This is a genomic window from Streptomyces sp. NPDC042371 (assembly GCF_056437465.1).
Window position 1 is genome coordinate 686083 of sequence record NZ_JBWKAP010000003.1, and the last position, 18706, is coordinate 704788.

General features: G+C 69.2%; 16 protein-coding genes and 1 pseudogene. 12 read left to right on the forward strand and 5 right to left on the reverse strand.

Translation table 11 applies throughout. The features are described 5' to 3' along the window. Positions 1–52: 52 nt before the first annotated feature. The gene (locus tag AC068B_RS12400; protein WP_478671061.1) at positions 53–853 is read left to right on the forward strand and encodes a GNAT family N-acetyltransferase; all 801 of its coding nucleotides are present in this window, start codon (positions 53–55) and stop codon (positions 851–853) included. Positions 854–862: 9 nt separating this feature from the next. On the opposite strand, the gene AC068B_RS12405 is transcribed toward AC068B_RS12400, so the two are convergent. Further along, positions 863–2359, reverse strand: coding sequence for an alpha/beta hydrolase (locus AC068B_RS12405; RefSeq protein ID WP_478671063.1), 1497 nt, complete (start codon positions 2357–2359; stop codon positions 863–865). 218 nt (positions 2360–2577) lie between these two features. On the opposite strand from AC068B_RS12405, the gene AC068B_RS12410 reads away from it, so the two are divergent. From AC068B_RS12410 to AC068B_RS12430, 5 genes are all read left to right on the forward strand, one after another. Then, positions 2578–3801, forward strand: coding sequence for a sensor histidine kinase (locus AC068B_RS12410; protein ID WP_478671064.1), 1224 nt, complete (start codon positions 2578–2580; stop codon positions 3799–3801). Next, a complete protein-coding gene (locus AC068B_RS12415) occupies positions 3802–4479 on the forward strand; it encodes a response regulator transcription factor (RefSeq protein ID WP_478671065.1) in 678 nt (225 codons plus the stop codon). It abuts the gene before it with no gap. A gap of 449 nt (positions 4480–4928) precedes the next feature. Continuing rightward, complete coding sequence (locus AC068B_RS12420) at positions 4929–5570, forward strand: hypothetical protein (RefSeq protein ID WP_478671067.1); 642 nt, start codon at positions 4929–4931, stop codon at positions 5568–5570. A 3-nt stretch (positions 5571–5573) separates the two neighbouring features. Next, on the forward strand, positions 5574–7346 hold the full coding sequence (locus AC068B_RS12425) for an outer membrane protein assembly factor BamB family protein (RefSeq protein WP_478671068.1): 1773 nt from the start codon (positions 5574–5576) through the stop codon (positions 7344–7346). A 122-nt stretch (positions 7347–7468) separates the two neighbouring features. Then, entirely contained in the window at positions 7469–7909 is a 441-nt protein-coding gene (locus AC068B_RS12430) for a hypothetical protein (protein WP_478671070.1), read from the forward strand. A gap of 97 nt (positions 7910–8006) precedes the next feature. On the opposite strand, the gene AC068B_RS12435 is transcribed toward AC068B_RS12430, so the two are convergent. After that, the gene (locus AC068B_RS12435) at positions 8007–8498 is read right to left on the reverse strand and encodes a 2'-5' RNA ligase family protein (protein WP_478671072.1); all 492 of its coding nucleotides are present in this window, start codon (positions 8496–8498) and stop codon (positions 8007–8009) included. A gap of 53 nt (positions 8499–8551) precedes the next feature. Here AC068B_RS12435 and AC068B_RS12440 point away from each other — a divergent pair. From AC068B_RS12440 to asnB, 4 genes and pseudogenes are all read left to right on the forward strand, one after another. Then, a pseudogene (locus AC068B_RS12440) lies at positions 8552–8960 on the forward strand (flavoprotein); the annotation flags it as partial. A 687-nt stretch (positions 8961–9647) separates the two neighbouring features. Then, positions 9648–10385: an alpha/beta fold hydrolase gene (locus tag AC068B_RS12445; protein WP_478671073.1), complete on the forward strand. Its 738-nt coding sequence runs from the start codon at positions 9648–9650 to the stop codon at positions 10383–10385. Between the two features lie 576 nt (positions 10386–10961). Then, complete coding sequence (locus AC068B_RS12450) at positions 10962–11306, forward strand: hypothetical protein (protein WP_478671075.1); 345 nt, start codon at positions 10962–10964, stop codon at positions 11304–11306. 238 nt (positions 11307–11544) lie between these two features. Next, positions 11545–13065 (forward strand): asparagine synthase (glutamine-hydrolyzing), encoded by a 1521-nt coding sequence (asnB, locus tag AC068B_RS12455; protein ID WP_478671076.1) that lies wholly within the window; start codon positions 11545–11547, stop codon positions 13063–13065. On the opposite strand, the gene AC068B_RS12460 is transcribed toward asnB, so the two are convergent. Then, positions 13045–14091, reverse strand: coding sequence for a saccharopine dehydrogenase (locus AC068B_RS12460; protein WP_478671290.1), 1047 nt, complete (start codon positions 14089–14091; stop codon positions 13045–13047). The genes asnB and AC068B_RS12460 overlap by 21 nt on opposite strands. A gap of 236 nt (positions 14092–14327) precedes the next feature. On the opposite strand from AC068B_RS12460, the gene AC068B_RS12465 reads away from it, so the two are divergent. Beyond that, positions 14328–15857: an NHL domain-containing protein gene (locus AC068B_RS12465; protein WP_478671078.1), complete on the forward strand. Its 1530-nt coding sequence runs from the start codon at positions 14328–14330 to the stop codon at positions 15855–15857. 57 nt (positions 15858–15914) lie between these two features. Here the strand turns inward: AC068B_RS12465 and AC068B_RS12470 are convergent, their stop codons facing one another. Both AC068B_RS12470 and AC068B_RS12475 read right to left on the reverse strand, forming a co-directional pair. Continuing rightward, a complete protein-coding gene (locus tag AC068B_RS12470) occupies positions 15915–16412 on the reverse strand; it encodes a hypothetical protein (RefSeq protein WP_478671079.1) in 498 nt (165 codons plus the stop codon). Between the two features lie 39 nt (positions 16413–16451). Further along, complete coding sequence (locus AC068B_RS12475; protein ID WP_478671080.1) at positions 16452–17552, reverse strand: hypothetical protein; 1101 nt, start codon at positions 17550–17552, stop codon at positions 16452–16454. 384 nt (positions 17553–17936) lie between these two features. Here AC068B_RS12475 and AC068B_RS12480 point away from each other — a divergent pair, with 384 nt between their 5' ends. Then, on the forward strand, positions 17937–18656 hold the full coding sequence (locus tag AC068B_RS12480; RefSeq protein WP_478671082.1) for a hypothetical protein: 720 nt from the start codon (positions 17937–17939) through the stop codon (positions 18654–18656). Positions 18657–18706: the final 50 nt, after the last annotated feature.

The following is an 18706-nucleotide window of genomic DNA, read 5'->3' on the forward strand; positions in this document are numbered from 1 at the left end:
GGCGACACCGCGTGTCGCCCCCTCCACGACCTCAACGCCCCACGGGAGTACGGTGACCGGCCCCACGGAGTCCATCGAATCGGCACAGCAACTCACCGTGGCCTGGCGCGCCATGGTGCTCGACCGCGATGCGGACGCGGACGTGCGCGACCTCCCCGGCATCGCCGTCCGCTGGGCCGACTGCAGCTTCTCGTTCTACAACTGCATCACTCTGACCGAACCGGGAGCGGGAGCCGATCTCGTCGCGAAGCGCCTGACTCAGGCGGCGGACATCATGCGCGCGAAGAAGCACCCGGGCTTCCTGTGGCTCTTCGAGGACCTCCTCGACGACGAGGCCCGCACCGCGCTGGCCCCGGCGGCCGAGCGGGCCGGTCTGGAGTACGCCTTCCCCGGCACGGGCATGGCCGGAGACCTGCTGCCCGTCCCCGACCCGGCCCACCCCGACCTGACGTTCGTACGCGTACGCACCGACGAGCACCTGCAGGCCTACGCGGACCTCCAGTCACGCGCCTACGGGTTCCCCGTGGAGGAGAGCCGCGACGGCCTGGTCGGATCCGCGCGCTGGAAGAGCGAGATGTACGCCTACCTGGCCATGCGCGGCGACGTCCCGGTGGCGTGCGCCACGACGGTCGAAGCGGCTGGCCGCCTCTTCGTCGCCTTCGTCGCCACCGACCCGGACTGGCAGCGCAAGGGATACGGCGAGGCGGTCACACGCAAGGCACTGCACGAGGGCGCCCGGGCCACCGGCCTGACCCGCGCCACCTTGCACGCGACGGTCGCCGGGGCCCCGGTTTACCCGCGTATCGGATTCAAGCCGAACACACCCATCCACTTCTACAGCCTGAAGGAGTGACATCTCCCGTCACTTCTTCGGCTCCGCCGCGCAGGCAAGGTCCCTGGCCGGGCGCTGTCCGTCGGCCAGGAAGGCCGTCACCGAGTTGTTCGCGCACATGTTGCGACCGAACGGGTAGACACCGTGCCCGCCCTGGTCGGCGGTCACCATCGTGGCCCGGTCACCGAAGGCCCGCCGCAGCTTCACGGCGCCGACCAGGGGGGTTCCGGGGTCGCGTTCGTTCTGCACCATCAGTACGTTCGACGGGCCGCGGTCACCGATCCGCACCGGCGGCTCGACCCGGCTGTCCGGCCAGTACGCGCAGGGCTTGATGCTTCCGGTGCTCCCGCCCAGCATCGGGTACTTCAGCCGGTCGGTCGCGGCGCTGCGCTGGTAGTCACGGACCTTGCCGGACCAACGCGAGTCACCGCAGGTCACGTAGAAATGACTGGCCAAGAGGTTCTCCTGGAGCGGCGGCGGAGGCGGCAGCGGCCTGCCCTTGTCCAACGCCTGCCAATCCTTGGCCAGTTGGGGCAAGAGTCCGTCGACGTAGAGACGATCGAACGTCACCCCGCGGAACAGCGTCCCGTCGATGCCGCCGACCGGTTCGGCATCCAGCCGCTTCGCGAGTTCGAAGAACTTGGCGGTCACCTGCTTCGGCGTGGTGCCCAGACCGTACTCGGGGTGCGCGGCCACGTGCGCCGCGAAGTCCGGGAACCGGTCCGCCATGCCGCGGCCGAGCAGACGGAAGTTCGCCCGGTCGTAGCCGCCGGGGCCCATGTTGCTGTCGAGCACGATCCGGTCGCTGCGCCCGGGGAACAGCGTCGTGTACACCGCGCCGAGGTAGCTGCCGTAGGAGGCACCGAGGTAGGAGGCCTTCGGCTCGCCGAGCGCCGCCCGGATCCGGTCCATGTCGCGCGCGGTGTTCGCGGTGGTGGTGTGCGGCAGCATCCACGCCGTCCGGGACGTGGCGCACCGTTTGGCGATGGCCCGCGCGCGCGGCGCCTCCTTGGCGACGTCGGCCGCGGTGTGCGCGTACGGCGGGAAGTTGCCGCGCGCCTGCTGCTGCGGTGTCAGGTCGCAGGTGACCGGCGTGCTGCGGCCGACACCGCGCGGGTCGAAGCCGATCACGTCGTAGGAGTCGAGGACGTCCTTCGGCAGCCCGGCGCCTGCGAGAACGGCCGGGTAGTCGAGCCCGGAGCCGCCGGGGCCGCCCGGGTTGGTCAGCAGCACACCGCGGCGCTTCGAAGGGTCCTTGCTCGCCAGCCGGGAGACGGCGATCTCGATCTGGCGGCCTTCGGGGGCGCGGTAGTCCAGCGGGACGTCGAGGGTCGCGCACTCGAGACGGTGCGTGTCGGCGCTCGGCGCCCCTCCCTTCTGCGGACCTGCCTTCTTCGGACACGGGCCCCACTTCAGGGAGTCCGGCGTGGCCGTCACTGCGTCCGGAGTTGCCGCGGCCGAGGCTCCCGACATCGCGGCCGCGGCGACTGCGGTGGCGGCGAGAGCGAGGGACAAGGTCTTGCGCATCTGGTGTCCTCCTGGGGCGACTGGGGTGACGCGCGAGGTCGCGCGCCGGAACGGTCCGGGTGGTGGATACGAGTCTGTTCATCCGGGATCACCGGCACATCGGCCCAACGGGTCGAGTGACCTTCGACCAAAGTCGAAGTGGTGATCCGACTCTGGGTGGGGCCGGGACTGTCCCTGGGGCTGCTGCACCGGCCGCACGGCTTCGCGACAATGATCGGATGGACACGGACGTAGCACCGCGGCTCGGGGTGTGGCAGCAGGCATGGCGGCTGGTGGCGGCTGCGGCCCTGGGCATCGCCTTCTGGATCTCCACCGCTACGGCGCTGCCGCGGGGGTGCGCGGCCGACACGTGTTCCTGGTTCGTCACCGGTGATCCGCTGGTGGCACTCGGCTGTCTGACGGTGCTCCTGTGGCGCCGCAGGTTCCCGTTCGCCGTCGCCATGGCGCTCGCCGTTGCCGCGGGTGCTTCGGTACTCGCTATCGGTGCCGCGCTGCTGGCTCTGTGCTCCCTCTCCACTCGTCGCCGTCCGGCACAGATCGGAGTTGTCGCGCTCGGCTACGTGGCCGCGGCACAACTCACCCTCGTGCTCTACCCGATCGAGATCCCGCCCGGCACGATCTGGCTCCAACTCGCACTGACGGCGCTGAGCGCGGGCATCGCGGTGGCCATCGGCGTGGCCATCGGCGCGCGCCGCGTCGAGCTGCAGTCCTTGCGGGAGCGGGCAGAGAGCACGGAACGGGAACAAGCCGCACGTGCGGCACAAGCACGGGCCCAGGAACGGAACCGTATCGCCAGAGAGATGCACGACGTGCTCGCGCACCGGATCTCCCTGGTCGCCATGCAGGCCGGAGTGCTTGACCACCGCGGGAACCTCACCGCCGAGGAGAACCGCACGTTGATCCGTGGCATCGCCGACGGCTCCCACCAGGCGCTGGAAGAACTACGAGACGTCCTCGGCGTGCTCCGCGCGACCCCGGACCACCCGGAACCGCCGCAGCCCTCCCTGGACCGCATCCCGGAGCTGGTGGCCGACGCCCGCGCTTCCGGCCTTGACGTCATGCTCACCACCACGGTGACGGGAAAGCCATCCGATGTCGTGGGACGAACCTGCTACCGGGTCATCCAGGAGGGACTGACCAACGCCGCCAAACACGCCCCAGGCACCCGCGTACACATCACCGTCGAAGGAACACCCGGCAACGAACTGCACGCAAGGGTCCACAACTCCGCTGCCACCGAGACGACGACCACCAAGACGACGACCGCCAAGGCGACGAGTACCCAACCCCCGGCCTCAGGGTTCGGCCTGCTCGGCCTGGCCGAACGCATCACCCTCGCCGACGGGAAACTCAACCACCACCCCACACCCGACGGCGGATACGTCCTCACCGCGCAACTACCCTGGCCGAACCACGACCACGATCACGAGAAGAGAAGCTGAGTGGAGAGCGAGCGGGAGCCGGTGCGTGTCGTCATCGTCGACGACGAACAACTGGTGCGGCTGGCGCTACGTCTCGTCATCGACGGCGAACCGGACCTGACCGTCGTCGCGGAGGCGGCCGACGGGGACGCCGCGCTCTCAGTGGTGGAAGAGCGGCGGCCGGACGTCGTGCTGATGGACATCCGGATGCCCGGCCGTGACGGTCTCGACGCGACCAGGGAACTCCTCGCCCGGCCGACGCCGCCCCGGGTACTCATGCTGACCACGTTCGACTCCGACGACCTGGTCCTCGGCGCGCTGCGCGCCGGAGCCCTCGGGTTCGTCCTGAAGGACACGCCTCCGGCCCGGATCCTCGACGCGGTGCGGACGGTCGCGGACGGGAACCCCGTGCTGTCCCCGGCGGCCACGGCACGAGTGATCGCCGCGGCCACCGGGCCGCAGTCCTCCGAGACCCGCCGCTCGTCCCGCCTGGCCGCGCGGAAACAGCTGTCCGCGCTGACCGGACGGGAACTCGACACCGCCCGGGCCATCGCGGACGGACTCGGCAACCCCGAGATCGCCGAGCGGCTCCACATCGGCATCGCGACCGTCAAGGCACACACAGGCAACCTGTTCGCCAAGCTGGCGGTCGAGAACCGGGTGCAGATCGCACTCCTGGTCCGCGACGCGGAGGACTGACCGGCCGCACGCTCCCGGCACCCGGACGACTACCGCGGCGCACGTTCCACAACCTGGCGGAAGGCGTTCAGATCGGCGGTGTCGGTCGGCGTGTCGCCGGGGGCCGGGTGTCCGGCGGCCAGGGCGAAGGTCTGCCCTAGGTGTGGGATCTCGGCAGGTCCGGCGCGCGGTGTGCCCCATGGGTCCGGTGGGCAGAATGGGTTCATCACTCAGGGGGAGAGATGAGAAACCGGACCACCCTGCGTACGCGGACGGCGCGCACTGCGAGGACGGCTCGGCCGGAGTCCGCGGAGCCGTGGTGGAAGCGGCACGGGAGAGGCCTCTGGATCGGGGTCGGTCTTCCCGTTGTCGGTGCCGTGCTCACCGCACTCGCCCTCCAACTGGTCGGTTTGGGCGGTGAATCCGAGCCGAGCGCGGCGTCGGGCGACAGTGACGCAGCTCCGTTCGCCGTGACCGCCAGACAGGAGAATGAGGAGGGCTGCACAGCCCTGCCGGACAAGGTGTCCACGCCGCGGGACCGGGCGGAACTCGTCTCCGGCGGCGACGCGAACGCGGTGATCCGGCGCAACAAAGGAGCGCGAGCCGGTGAACTGACCATCGGTATCACCTTCGAAGGCGGCGCGCGTTCGCTGACCATCACGTCGATCGACGTCAGACCGAAGTCGCCCGAACCCGGACTGCCGCTCTCCGGAACGCTGTTGTGTGAACCGGGCGCCGGTGGCGAGCCCAAGATCCAGCTGTACGCGGACATGGACGATCCGGAACCCGTCTTCCGTACCGGCGAGAACTCCGCACAGCGGTACTTCAAGGACAAGGTCATCACGCTGCGACCGGGCGAGCAGGTCAACCTGTCGGCGACCTTCCGGGCCGAGGAAGGCTCGCGCGCCTTCGGGCTCCTGATCCGTTACGTACAGGACGGGACGGAGCACACGCTCCCGGTACGTGCCCCAAGTGGCGGGCGGTACGCGGTGACCGGCTACTCCAAGCGGTACGGGGTCGTCTACTGGGGGTCCGCCGACGGCGGCTACCGCCGGGTCGAGCAGCCGCAGCCGTGCACGTGGCTGCCCGCGGCTCAGCGAAAGGGGTGTTGACCAATGAGGAGACCGACGAGGGCGCGCGCCCGCTACGCCTGGTACACCGGGGGCGGAATCCTGCTCGCCCTCAGCCTTCTGGCGCTACTGGTCGGTGACGGCGGTACGTCACCGAAGCCGCTCGAACGCCCCAACGCGCTGGAGGTGGCGTGGACGTTCCGCAGCGAGGGAAGGGCGCTGGACGTCGCGGACCTGGCGGCTCCGCTGAACGACCGGCTGCTGGCCGTCCCGCAGGGCAAGAAGGTGACCCTCGTGGACACGCGCGACGGCCGCAGACTCTCCCAACTGCACGGCTCTGCGGCCGACTTCACGCCCGTCGGCTTCTCGGGCGGCGGGCAGCTGGCCGAGGAGTGGGGGGCCAGAAAGGGTTCCCTGAGCATGTTCGACCCCGAGACCGGGCGGAGGCTGTGGCGGCGCACGGCGAGCCCGATCACGGGGCAGGACCGGGACTACACCTGGCTGCGGAACACAGCTGTGCTGCCGGACTCGGGCCCCGTCCTCCAGGCGGCCGACGACTGGCTGGCGGGCCTGGCTCCGCGTACCGGCGCAGCCCGCTGGCGGGAGCGGATGCCGGCGTACACCGCGTGCGACAACACCCGCCCCGGCGAGGTGCCCTCCGCGCCCCTGGTGGACGCGACGGCGAACCGCGTCGTCCTGCTGCGCCACTGCCCGGGCCAGATCGCGGAACTCCAGGTGCTGAATGCGGAGAACGGTCACCTCGTATGGAAGAAGAAGCTGGCCCGCAACCGGCAGATCGCCAGGCTCGTCGTGGACCGCCACGCGATCGGCGTGACCATCGACGACAGAGTCTGGATCTTCACGGAGTCGGGCGCGCAGCTCCTGCGGCAGCAGGCTGACCCGGGGGACTACCTTGCGCTGGACGGAGAGACGGACGGGACGCTGTACGTCACGGCGGGCAATGTCCTGCGCGCGGTGCGGGCAGACACCGGGCGGACCCGGTGGGAGCGGCGCCAAAAGCGCTCGGAAGCCATCAGTTACGTGACCAGTGAGGCCGTCGTCGGCCAGGTGTTCACCGCCGGAGCGTACTGGGGCGACGTTCGCTGGTCGGTCGGAGACGCCCGCCTCCAAGGACCGGGAGCAAGCCGCCTGACGGACCTCGAGGGCAAGCACACCGCGACTGTTCCCTGGCCGGTGGCCGGGGCGATCGCGGGAGTGAGCGGAGACCTGCTCATCGTCCGCAGCGACGAGCGCGGCGGTACGCGCTACACGGCTCTGCGGCCCGCTCACCGCGACATGGACGCCACAAAACCGGCTGCGCTGGGGGGAGTCGAGCGGTCGGACTGGCCCGACGCCTGCCGCCTGGTCGACCCCGGTCTTCTGGCGCGGCTCGGCAAGGACTACATCCAGCTGCCGGTGAAGAAGAGCCGCACCATCCTCGGCACCAGACTTCCACACCCGAGCGTCTGCCGTTTCGCCACGGAATCCGCCGCCGGCTCCGACAGCGACATCTTCACCGTCACCGTGCGCTGGGTGGCGCCCGACACGAAGGCCGCCAGAACCTACGTGTCGAATGCCCTGCCCTGGGGCTGCGACCCCCCTCTGGAGACCAGATGTGTGACCGCCGGGATCACGACTCCCCGGCCCGGTGTCCACCTCTACACGTACCGAACAGGCCTCGAACAGAGCCCGGTCGCCCACGCGACCGTGGTGTCAGGCCGCTACGTCATCGGGGTCAGCGCGGGTAACAACGAAGCACGGACCAAGCGGCTGGTACGAGAGGTGGCGACCTCTCTCGCATCCGCCGGGCACAAGTGAGAAGCGACTGACGAGGCGCACCACGATCCGGCTCGCCTTGGAGCGCGTCGTATTGCCCGTCGTGCTGGGGATCACCACCGTCCACGTCACGGACGACGCGCCGCGCAGGCTAGGTTGCCTGGATGAGTCTTCTCGATGATGTGGCCGAGCGCGACGGCTGGCGCTGCTGGGTGTGTGACGAACCGGTCGACCCCGACGAGTCGGTGAACGACCCGCGGGGGCCCAGTGTCGACAGCCGGACCGCCGACCGGAAGGCCAAGGTCGCCGAGCGGCTCGCGCACCGCGGGTGCAACAGCCGCAAGGGTGCGGTCAAGGTGGTCATCGCCTGGCCGGAGCGCCTGTACGTGGTCGAACCCGCGCCGCTGATCACCGTCGCCGACAGGCTGGCGCGCAAGGGGGGCCGCGAGATGGTGGGCCGCTGTCCGACCAGGAAGGACGCCCAGGAGGCGGCGGACTGGCTGGTGGACCGGTTCTCCCGGCTGCTGCCGGGGGTGCCGGTGACCGCGGGGATCGAGGCGGGCGGTGGCCAGTTCCTCGTCATCCTGACCGCGGGCCGCCGCTGATCAGGGATCGGGGATCAGGGAGGGTGGATCGCCCCTCAGCCAATGACGGCCGACGCCGGGGGCCGAGGGACGGGCGGGCTGTGCTTACGGCCCGTGCTTACGGCCCGTCCGGCACACCGAGCGGCACGGTGAATCCCGGCTGCCAGCCTTCCTCCGTCAGCACCACCAGCTGGACCGCCGCCGCACGGGTGCGCAGCGGCAGCAGACTGCCGATCGCAGCACGGACGCGGGCGGCAGCTGTCGGGTCGTCCGCACCCATGGCGACCGTGACATGGGCGGCGGGCTGCGCCCCGAAGCGGCCGTCGTACGGGCGCAACCCGGGCCACCGGGCGTGGAACGCATCGACGATCGCCTGAAGTCCCGGAACGGCGACGGCGACGAAGCCGGGCGCCGTCACGACCTCCTCCAAGAGCAGATCAGCCGCCGGGAATCTCGCAGCCAGGGAACGCACGCCCTCCTCGTCCTGGTCTGTCAGCGCCGACACCGGCACGAACGGGTAGAGGAGCGAGACGTGCGGCGGCACCCCACGACGTACGAGCGCCGGGTCGATACGCCACGCCGCGTCGAGGAGCGGAGCGGCATCGGGCAAGACAATGACGACGGCAGTGGTCCCTGGCTCTGGCACACCGTCATCATCGCAGGCCGATCCGCTCGGCATGGCGCTCACCCGGAGACCCACGCTCGCTGCCGCCCGCCTATGCCATCGCGGTGGCCCCGGCCACGTTCAACACGATCAACAAGTGGGCAGCAGGGATCTCCGACACCCTGGCGCTGGGCATCCTGTGCGAGGCGTACGGCTTCGGCATCCCCACGGCAGTCCTTCCCGTACCTGAACTCGGCCCAGGCCGCCCGTCCCCCGTACCGCCAGAGCCTGGAGCGGCTGCGCGACATGGACGTCCTGATCGGCTCATACGAACCCCACAAGCCAAAGGCCGGCGGCGGGGCTGACCGTTTCCGCTGGGAGGAGGCTCTGGAACTGCTCACTCCCAAGCTGTCTGCCCTGGCCGGATCAGCGCCGCCGGGATCGTGTCGGCTGATGATGAGGGCTTAGGGGTGCGCATCGAGGGTTACCTGTGGTGGGCCGGTGCCGATGTGGACTGCGATGGCGTTGTGCGCGTCGGTGTCTTGCTGCTGTCGCCCGGGCCGCTGGCCAGTGCCAGCAGAAGGAGGATCAGCAGGATGACCCCGCCTCCGCTGCCTGCCGCCACGGCGACGGTACGGGGCCTGACAGCGCGCAGGTGCCCGCGCACGCGGGTGCCGTCTGCCCGGTAGTAGGTGGAGACGTAGGTCGTGGGTCCGTTGTGGATGGGGCGGGGCCGCGGCACGGGAGTGAGGTGCGGGGCGGTGCGTCGGGGTGTCGTCCGCGTTGTGGTGGTGCGGGGGCGTTGACGACGGTAGTGGCCTTTGACGGGCGTTCCGTCGCGGCGGGTATGAGGGCGTACGTAGGTCACAGAACCTCGCTGGTGAAGGCGGGGGCGGATGCGGCACCCCTGAGGCGGGGCCGGGTGTTCCTCGGCACAACATTCGACAGTAGCGACGGCCACTGACAATCCATGGTGGTCAACACCTGGACTGTGTACGGGCGTTGAGTGTTGGGCAGCGTTCTTCGGTTGACGGCGATTCTTGAAGTCGCCAGTCCTGCCCTTCGTTCGCCACTCGGTTGAGCAATCAATGGGGTCGGGCCGCCCGCTCGTCGAATGCGGGACCGTGGCCCACCGTGCGCCGCTACGCTCGCCTTGTGAGCGAGATCGTGGTGGTACGTGATGGCTCTGGGCCGGAGGTTCTGCTTGTGCACGGCGGTGCAGGCCCGCGGACGACGTGGGGCCCCGTCGCTCCACTGGCCGACCGGTGGACGCTGGCATACGTCTACCGCCGCGGCTATCCGCCGAGCCCACCACCGCAGGAGCGTCAGGACTTCGCGATGGACGCCCTGGACCTGGCGCCGCTGCTCATCGGCCGCCCGCATGTCGTCGCCCATTCCTACGGAGTCCTCGGGACATTGATCGCAGCCGCTGCCGCGCCGGGCAGCGTGCGCTCACTCACTCTGATCGAGCCGCCGCTCAACTACCTGGTCCCTGACGATCCCGAGGTGGCACGGCTCGAGCGCCTCGGCGATACGGTCCTCGCCCACGGTATGGACACAGCTCCGACCCAACTGCGCGAGTTCCTCCGACTCACGGGTGCGCCCATCGGCGACGGCCCGCTTCCCGAGGGCGTGGTCGCCGGCGTTCGACGGGCGCACGGTGGCCGGCCGACCAGCGAGGCGCACCCACAGCTCGACGCGATCCGTGATGCTGACATCCCTGTGCTCGTCACGTCCGGAGACCACTCGGCCGCGCTCGAACGGATCTGTGACGCCCTCGCGGATGCGCTCGGTGGCGAGCGCAGCGTGCATCCAGGCGCCGGTCACTTCGTCGCCGCAGCACCGGGCTTCGCCGAACGACTTGAGACCTTCCTGCGTGAGAACGACACGTGACGAGCTCCTTCCACGCGGTGAGCGTGGCGACAAGAGCAACGGGGGCGGGGCGAGCGCGACGAACCGGTTGGCCGTGCGCCCCTAACAGAACTTGGCGTCAGCCCGGCGGTGGGACATCGTGTCACCGCACCAGGCACAGGCATCGGCTTTCGGTCTGGGGATGTAGTTGGCGCGATACCAGCAGCCGTGACCGCAGTACTTGCGGAGACCGTGCTCCCGCATCTCGATCGGTTGGCCGCAGACCGCGCACTGTCGGTTTTGCTTCGCTTCCGCGCGCTCGACCTTGCGTCGCTTCGCCTGCGCCAAGTTGTTCATGGTGACCTGGCAATCGGCAGAGCAGTAGAGCGCGAGCGAGCCTCGCTCGGCTGGAACGGTCAGACCACAGCGGTTGCACTGGAGTGCCGATGAGTGGGGGGCAGGTAGTCGGCTGGCGCCCCCTGCGAAGCGGCAGGACGCCTGCCTGCGGGCCGAACGGGGCACGGAGAATCGTTTACTCAAAGTGACCCCGTGTGATGCAGACCGTCAACGGACAGACTCAGGCGTCCCATATGCCCGTTCTTCTCAGGAGCCTGCTTTATGCGTCTTCGTTCCGCAGCCGTCGCTCTCGGAGCTCTCGCGCTTGTTCTGACGGCCCCCACATCTGCCAGCGCTGCCGACGGGCAGTTCCGGTACACCTACCTGACCGATGAGGGCTTCGAGGCGGTCGGCTTCCTCAACAACCCGCCAAGTGGCGAGTGCATCAACCTCTACGGCGTCGGGTCCAACGATCAGCTCCCCGGGTATTCCCCGAAGAATCGGACGGACGCGACGGCGGTGGTCTTCCTGAACGCCGACTGCGAGGGAGACGACTTCTTCTCCCTGCGCCCCCACACGGGCGGCGGCTCGGAGCGGCTGAAGGTGCGCTCGGTCATCTTCGCCTGATGGGCATGGATCCGCCCGGTGCCAGCCCATCGGCTGTAACGGGCGGACCCTTGAGTGTCCCCGCGACCAGGGGCGCGGGGCATCGGCTGGACTCGGAGACGAACTTGCGCCGGTGGCCGGGGTGAGAAGACCGGCACCACGGACTGCCGCCGTGGCAGGGGAAAAGAGTCTCGGTACGAGTCTTCGCCCCATTGCCGTGAGCTTCGAGTGCCGTGAGCTTCGAGGAGGATGTCCCACCATGTGCGGAATCGTTGCGGCGGTCGGCGAGGTCGACGTCCCGCTCTGCCGGGAGATGCTGGCCCGGATCGCGCACCGCGGCCCGGACGACATGGGAGAGATGCACTGCGGAGACGTCTGGCTGGGCCATCAGCGGCTTGCCATCATGGATCCGCCCGGCGGCCACCAGCCGCTCGTGGGGCCGGACGGCCGTTCCCGCCTCGTGGCCAACGGCGAGATCTACAACCACCTCCACCTCCGGGAGGAACTGGGCACGGAACGCTTCACGACGGACTCCGACAGCGAGGCGGCCCTGCACGTGCTGCTCGTGGACGGTCCCGCCGGACTGACCCGGCTCCGCGGCATGTTCACGCTCGCCTACGTCGACGAGACCGGCTCGCTCCTCGTTGCCCGCGACGCTCTGGGAGTGAAACCGCTGTACTGGGCCCGCAAGGACGGCTGTGTCCTGTTCGCCAGCGAGCTGCGCGCCTTCGACCCGGCCGACCGTCCGCTGGTGGAGAGCTTCCCGCCGGGCTGCTGCTGGTCCCGGCAGGGCGGCCTGGTCCGCTTCGCCGACGCCGTCCCTCCCAGGGTGCGCCCCGCTCGGCGCCCTCCGGAGTCCACCGCTCCGGGCCAGTGGGACGAGACGTTGCTCAAGGCGGTGCGCGAGACGATCGTCACCGCGGTCGAGGACCGGATGATGAGCGACGTCGGCATCGGCGTCTTCCTCTCCGGCGGCCTCGACTCGGCGATCGTCACGGCCGTGGCCGCGGAGTACGCGAAGCGCCACGGGCACCGCCGCCCGCTCCCGACGTTCGCGGTCGGTACGCCCGACAGCCCCGACCTGCTGGCCGCGCGCGTGGTCGCGGAGTACCTCGGCACCGAACACCACGAGGTGGTGATGACCCCCGAGGATGCCGTGGCCGCCCTGCCGAGAACGGTGCGGACGATCGAGCACTTCGACGTGCACTTGGTGCGCAGCGCGGTGCCGAACCTGCTCCTGGCCGCGTACGCCTCCCGGCACGTACGGGCCGTACTCACCGGGGAAGGCGCGGACGAGCTGTTCGCCGGCTATCCGGACTGCCACCGTGAGCCGTTCCTGGCCCCGGACGCCCTCCAGGCCAGGCTGGTGTCGATCGTGGAAGGGCTGCAGTGGGAGAACCTGCAGCGCTGCGACCGTACGACGATGGCGTACGGCCTTGAGGCCAGGGTGCCGTTCCTCGACCGGGACGTCATCGACCTGGCGCTCTCGATCCCGCCCGAGCACAAGAAGACGGGCCCGGGCATCGAGGAGAAGAAGCTGCTGCGGGACGCCTTCGCGGGCTGGCTGCCGGAGGAGATCCTGCGCCGCGGCAAGCTCCAGTTCGGCCACGGATCCGGGGCCAAGGGCGTCCTGACAGCGGGGCTGACAGGGGCGGGGCCCGCACGGACCGCCACGGGTGACGCCGAGGAGGAGGCGGCCTTCTACGCGCTGTGGCGCGCCGAGTTCCCCGGCGTCGATCCGGTACGGGCCCTGGGCCGTTCAGCCCCGCTCGCCGAGTGAGGCGACAGCACGACGGAACGTCTCAAGGCAGCGGTCCCAGATTTCTGAGCCCTCCCGCAACGACAGCAGAAGGGGCCACAGGCCGGCGGAGAAGGCGCGGCTGGCCTCGGCCGGGAGGAGGGAGGGGAAGTTGTCGACGGCGATGATGTCGAGCGGCCGAGGATCCTCGCGAAGCCGCCGTACGGGGGTGGCCCAGTCGGTGGCGTGGTCGTAGACGGGCAGGGCGTTGAGGTCGGAGCCCACGTCGCACGTCACGTCGGCGATCACGGACAGCCGCCGCTGCTCGTGGTCGAGGTCGGCCTTGGTCAGGAACGGCGGTACGGGCTGACGGCTGGCGATGGCGTTCACGAGGATGTCGTGCGCGAGCAGCGCGTCACGGTCCAGGTTCTTGGTGTCCTCGGGGCCCCAGCGGGTCGGCTCGATACCGGCGGCACTGAGCGCGTCGCAGGCCCCGTGCCCTGACCGCCCGTCCGCTCCGATCACCAGGGCGGTGACGCTGCCTAAGCGCCGGTCAGGGGTCAGCTGCTCGCGCAGTTCTTCCTGGGACGACGAGGCGAGCGGCGCCGTCAGCTCGTGCCGGTGCTGGAGAACGGCCAGCGCGGCGCCCGCGTAGCCCGCCCAGTAGCCGAAGGCCACCGACCGGCGGCCCTCAGCGTCGACGAGGTGTTCCAGGTCGAGCAGCGTGCCGCCGCCCGACTCGAAGCGCCGCAGCAGCCGTGGTGCCGCCATCTGCCCCTTGTAGGCGTGCCCGAAGAAGATGTGCCGGTGGGTCAACTCCGAGGGTCTGTCAGGCAGTTCCTTGAGGCCCAGGACGTAGTCCGTCGCGGGGCAACGGCTCGCCCAGCTGCCCTGCGGTGCGATCGCACAACCGGCATCGGCGTACTCATGGACGGGAAAGACGCGTTGCGGCGACTCCTCGACCGTCAGGTGCACCCCCCTCCCGATCAATGCGCGGGCGTCCTCGGGGGCCAGAGCGGCACGTCGCTCGGTCCGCCGGGACTCGTGTCTCATCCAGAGGCGCGGCATGTCAGTGTCAGGCACCGCATAAGTGTCTTGGACATATGCCCCATTACCTCGCATGCCGCGCCATTTCGTCACCTCTGGGTGTCGGCGGGTCGACTGCCGGTCCGGTGCGATGCCGTGCCCCCGTGCTCCGCAAACCACTCGGTCGTGGACTTGCCGCCCCTGACGCCCTTCTGACTATGTGGAATCAAGCGCTGACCGTCTGTGGTGGGCGGTCGGTCAACGGTGAAGGGATGGCGATGAGCAATACCCAGGCGGCAGCCACAGGTGACGAGGACTACGCCCCTCCGATCAGAACATTCGCGGGGACCGGGAAGTCGGGCTTCGACGGTGACGGCGGCCCGGCCGTTGCAGCCCAGCTGAAGAACCCGGCGGGGGTCGCGGTGGACAGCACCGGCGCCCTCTACATCGCCGACCGCAACGGCCACCGGATCCGGAAGGTCACTACTGACGGGAAGATCACCACCATCGCCGGCACGGGCACCGCGAACTTCGGCGGCGACGGCGGCTCGGCCACCGAGGCCCTGTTGAACACGCCGCGCGGGATCGCGGTGGACAGCGCGGGCGCCGTCTACATCGCCGATTCCGAGAACCACCGGATCCGGAAGATCACCGCTGACGGGAAGATCACCACGGTCGCCGGCACGGGCACCAAGGGCCCTGGCGCCGACGACGGCCAAGCAACGAAAGTCCAGCTGAACGGGCCGTATGGGGTGGCGGTGGACAGCACCGACGCCGTCTATGTCGCCGACCGGGGTAACCACCGGATTCGGAAGGTCACCGCTGACGGGAAGATCACCACGGTCGCCGGCACGGGCACCAAGGGCCCCGACGGTGACGGCGGCTCAGCCACGGAGGCTCAGCTGAGTTTTCCGTGGTGGGTGGCGGTGGACGGCGCGGACGACCTCTTCATCGCCGATGCCGGCAACTGCCGGGTCCGGAAGGTCACGGCCGACGGGAAGATCAGCACGGTCGCAGGCACGGGCACCAAGGGCTCCGATGGTGACGGAGGCCCAGCCACAGAGGCGCAGCTGAGCAACGCCTTGGCGGTGGTGGTGGACAGCACCGGCACCCTCTATATCTCCGACCATGCCAACCACCGGGTCCGGAAGGTCACGGCTGACGGGAAGATCAGCACGGTCGCAGGCACGGGCACCAAGGGCTCCGACGGTGACGGCGGCCCAGCCATCTCGGCCCAGTTGAGCGGCCCGTACGGGATGGCTGTGGACTGCGTCGACACCCTCTACATCGCCGACTACGGCAACAGCCGGATCCGGAAGATCCCGTCGGCGAAGATGGCCGGGCTGCCCGATTCGGGCACGGTCGCCTCCTGGGCCAACGTTCGCAGCAGGCTGCGGATGGGGGTGCTGCGGGAGTCCACCAGGGACGGGGCCGAGATCACACAGGCTCTCGCCTCCACCAGGGCTCACCAGCGGTGGCGGCTGGTCGTGGCGGGACAGGAAGACGGCGACGTCCTGTACACGATCGAGAACGCGCGCAGTGGCAAGGTCCTGGAGGTCGTCGGGGCGGGAACAGCGGACGGGGCGGCGGTCGCGCAGCGCGCCTACGAGGGCGAGGACGCACTCCACCAGCAGTGGAGGCTGATCCCGGTGGAGTCCGTGGTGGCCGACACCCCGCAGGTGTACGAGATCGCGAACCGCCACAGCGGTCTGCTCCTGCGCGTCGGCACCAACGGCCCCGCGGCGATCAAGCAGTACGGGTCGGAGGGTGACCACCGCGAGCGGCAGTGGCAGCTGCTGCCCGTGTGACACACAAACGAGGGGTCAGGAGCGGGAACCCGCTCCTGACCCCTCGTTGCCCGGACGCTACTCCGAACTGTCCGGCTTCTTGGCCTTCGCCTCGGGGGCCTTGGGCTCCTCGGCCTTGGGGGTGGGCGGCTTGGGATTCGTGCACTTGTCCTTCGTCGGCATGTCTTCCGGTTTCACCGGATTCTTGAGGTCGTTGTCACCCTTCACCGTCTGACTCGACTGCCGCATGCCGGCGGCCGCCGCCGCAGAGACCGAGCTGGGGTCCTGGGCGTACGCGGCCTGGGCGTCGGCACCTTGTCGGCTGGTCTGGATGAAGGCGCCGAGGAAACCCAGCACGACCCGCGCTTCGGGCGCCTGCTCCCGCACGACTTTCGCCCGGGAGGAAGCCCCGTGGATCGCGCTGGTGAACAGGCTCGTGCTCGTGTCGTCATAGGTGAACTCGTCGGCGTCCTCGAAGTCGACGCCCGCTCCCGGCTGCGGCCTTTCGCGGTCGGTGGTCACCGAGAAGAGCCGCGCACCGTTGCTCGCGGAGTTGAAGATGTTCTGGAACACCATGGTCGTCACCTCTGTCGTCGTCGTGGCCGTGCTGCCCGGTCAGGGCTTCTTGTACAGCGCCCGCTGGCTGCCCGTCAGGCTCTCGCTGTCGAACATCGTGTGATGGACCTCCAGGGCTGAGACGACCTCGGCCAGCCCCTTCATGCGGAAGCCGCCGCCTGCCAGGCCGATGTCGCTGATGTCGCGGGCGACCACTCGGCTGAGCCCCGGGGAGTCATCGCGCTGCGGGGGAGACAGAACCGGCACCGGCACCTTGTACTCGACCGCGAGCAACCCGGAGAAGGTCACCGGGATCTCGTACGTGTACTGCTTGTGGGTGCGGCGCTGTGTCACGAGCGTCTCCACGCGGGAGCCTGCGGGGACCGTGCCGGAGATCTGTGATTTCGAGGCCCAGCCGGTGGTCAGGGAACCGCCGACCGAAGCCGCGACGCCCTGCGCCAACGAGGCGTTGAGCCCCGCGGTGCCGGAGGCGCTGCCCGTCGTCGTGAACGACGTCGAGCCCGTCACCGAGCCCGACGCGGTGTTCGTCACCCCGTTGGTCGTGCCCATGTCGACGGCGTTCGCGTTGTCCATCCCCACGCTGTCCTTGCTGTTCTTGCTGGTCATCGTGTTCGTGTTCTTGCCGGTGATCTCGTTCTTGAGCTGTGCTTGGAGCTGCGTTTGGAGGTTCAGCCCGAGCTGCAGCTGAAGCTGCAGCCCCAGCTGCGCGCTGACGCTGCCGCCGAAGGTGAGCTTGGTGTCCCCCGTGAGTGACCACGTGACCCCGTTCGACACGGTGAAATCGACCGAGTCGGTGAAGCCCATCTGGGACTCCTTGCTGCGGTTGACGTAGGTGCGTGAGGAGAACGTGTCGGGTGGGGGCTGGGTGATGTTGCGCCGCTCCTCGATCAGCGGCTCCCCGAGGTTCATGTAGGCGAGCCATCCCAGATCGAACGCCAAGCGGCCGGCGAAGTCGCCGAACTTCAACTTGTTCATGGAGAACCCGACGGGCTTGTGCCGCACACCGTAGTCGTCGACGTAGACCAGGCTGGGGTGGCCCAGGATGCTCTCCCAGGTCCGATGAATGTCGAGTTCCCGCATGTTCTTCTTGGTCAGTGGCTGGCGCTTGGCCCGTTCCAGGTTGTACGCGTTGGAAGGCAATTTCTGTCCTCGACTAATGTGGCCGAAACCGCGCTCGGCGAATGCAAACAGGAATCTGCACACGTCCCGAAAAATTAAGCTAGCACGGGCTCCATTGCCCGAGAAGGGCCCGCCGTACATCACGCTCAATCGGGTGATGGGGACTCGCATTCCACGACCAGCCATCAGCTGGAAGGCTTCCTGAATTCACGCCAACGGGTGGTGTGACCTGGGGCCTTGCCGGTTTTGAGAACATTTGCCTCGGTCACGCATTCGCTTTTCGAGGTCGTTTCGATCACGGACTGTTGACCGCGTGGTTATGCCACGTGCTTAATCGGTATCGAGTTCCCGGCATATTGTTCTCCCGCGTTTTTCTCCACTTCAAGAACAGGCGAGGTTTCCGCGATGTACACCCAAGAGCGCACGGCAATGGCGAATTTGGTGGTCGGCGGCCCGGTGGCGGTGAACAGCTACGACAACGCGATCGTGGCAGCACTGCTCGAAAACCGGCCGGTCATGCTCGTCCACGCCTTCAACGGCGGCTACCTGCGGCCCACCGAGCTGAAGGGGGAAATCCACGACAAGGGGGTCGAGCTGGCGACAGCGCTCGACCCGGAGACCAAGGAGGCGCAGGGCCACCTCTGGCACATCACCCCCGGCGGCTTCTTCGGGCAGCGACCGCTGTACTTCATCGAGAGTGCGGCGGGCCAGGTGACACCCCCACCCGCGGGCGTGGCCGAAGCCGAAGCCGGGCGCGGCGACGACGGTGCTCCGAAGCCGCAGCGCAGGCGCATCACCGTCCACCAGGACGCCCCCAAGGACCCGAACGACGTTCTTCGGGTCGGCCTCCCCGGCGACGTCGGGGACAAGTGGCGCGGTAAGAACGGCGCGGCCGAGGACACCCAGCTCTGGGTCGTCACGGTGACGCCGTGGGGCGGGATCACGTTCGTACCGATCACCCACCCCGACACCATCCTCGGGTTCAAGGACCACACGGTGACGGCCACCGGCGAGGCGCGTCTCACCCACAACTGGGGCGGGGACTTCACCGGCACGGTCATCAACACCTTCTACCCGCGGCTGCCCAGCGAGTGGAACGTCCCGTACCACCACATCTTCACGTGATCCGCGGCCCCCGCTGGGTCACACCCGTCCTGAGCCCCTGCCCGTACCGC

What these genes read in the sequence shown, in the direction of transcription:
- AC068B_RS12405 (WP_478671063.1), bottom strand. Translation starts at nt 2,359, where the DNA reads ATGCGCAAGACCTTGTCCCTCGCTCTCGCCGCCACCGCAGTCGCCGCG.
- AC068B_RS12410 (WP_478671064.1), top strand. Translation starts at nt 2,578, where the DNA reads ATGGACACGGACGTAGCACCGCGGCTCGGGGTGTGGCAGCAGGCATGG.
- AC068B_RS12425 (WP_478671068.1), top strand. Translation starts at nt 5,574, where the DNA reads ATGAGGAGACCGACGAGGGCGCGCGCCCGCTACGCCTGGTACACCGGG.
- AC068B_RS12430 (WP_478671070.1), top strand. Translation starts at nt 7,469, where the DNA reads ATGAGTCTTCTCGATGATGTGGCCGAGCGCGACGGCTGGCGCTGCTGG.
- AC068B_RS12450 (WP_478671075.1), top strand. Translation starts at nt 10,962, where the DNA reads ATGCGTCTTCGTTCCGCAGCCGTCGCTCTCGGAGCTCTCGCGCTTGTT.
- asnB (WP_478671076.1), top strand. Translation starts at nt 11,545, where the DNA reads ATGTGCGGAATCGTTGCGGCGGTCGGCGAGGTCGACGTCCCGCTCTGC.
- AC068B_RS12460 (WP_478671290.1), bottom strand. Translation starts at nt 14,091, where the DNA reads ATGCCGCGCCTCTGGATGAGACACGAGTCCCGGCGGACCGAGCGACGT.
- AC068B_RS12465 (WP_478671078.1), top strand. Translation starts at nt 14,328, where the DNA reads ATGAGCAATACCCAGGCGGCAGCCACAGGTGACGAGGACTACGCCCCT.
- AC068B_RS12470 (WP_478671079.1), bottom strand. Translation starts at nt 16,412, where the DNA reads ATGGTGTTCCAGAACATCTTCAACTCCGCGAGCAACGGTGCGCGGCTC.
- AC068B_RS12480 (WP_478671082.1), top strand. Translation starts at nt 17,937, where the DNA reads ATGTACACCCAAGAGCGCACGGCAATGGCGAATTTGGTGGTCGGCGGC.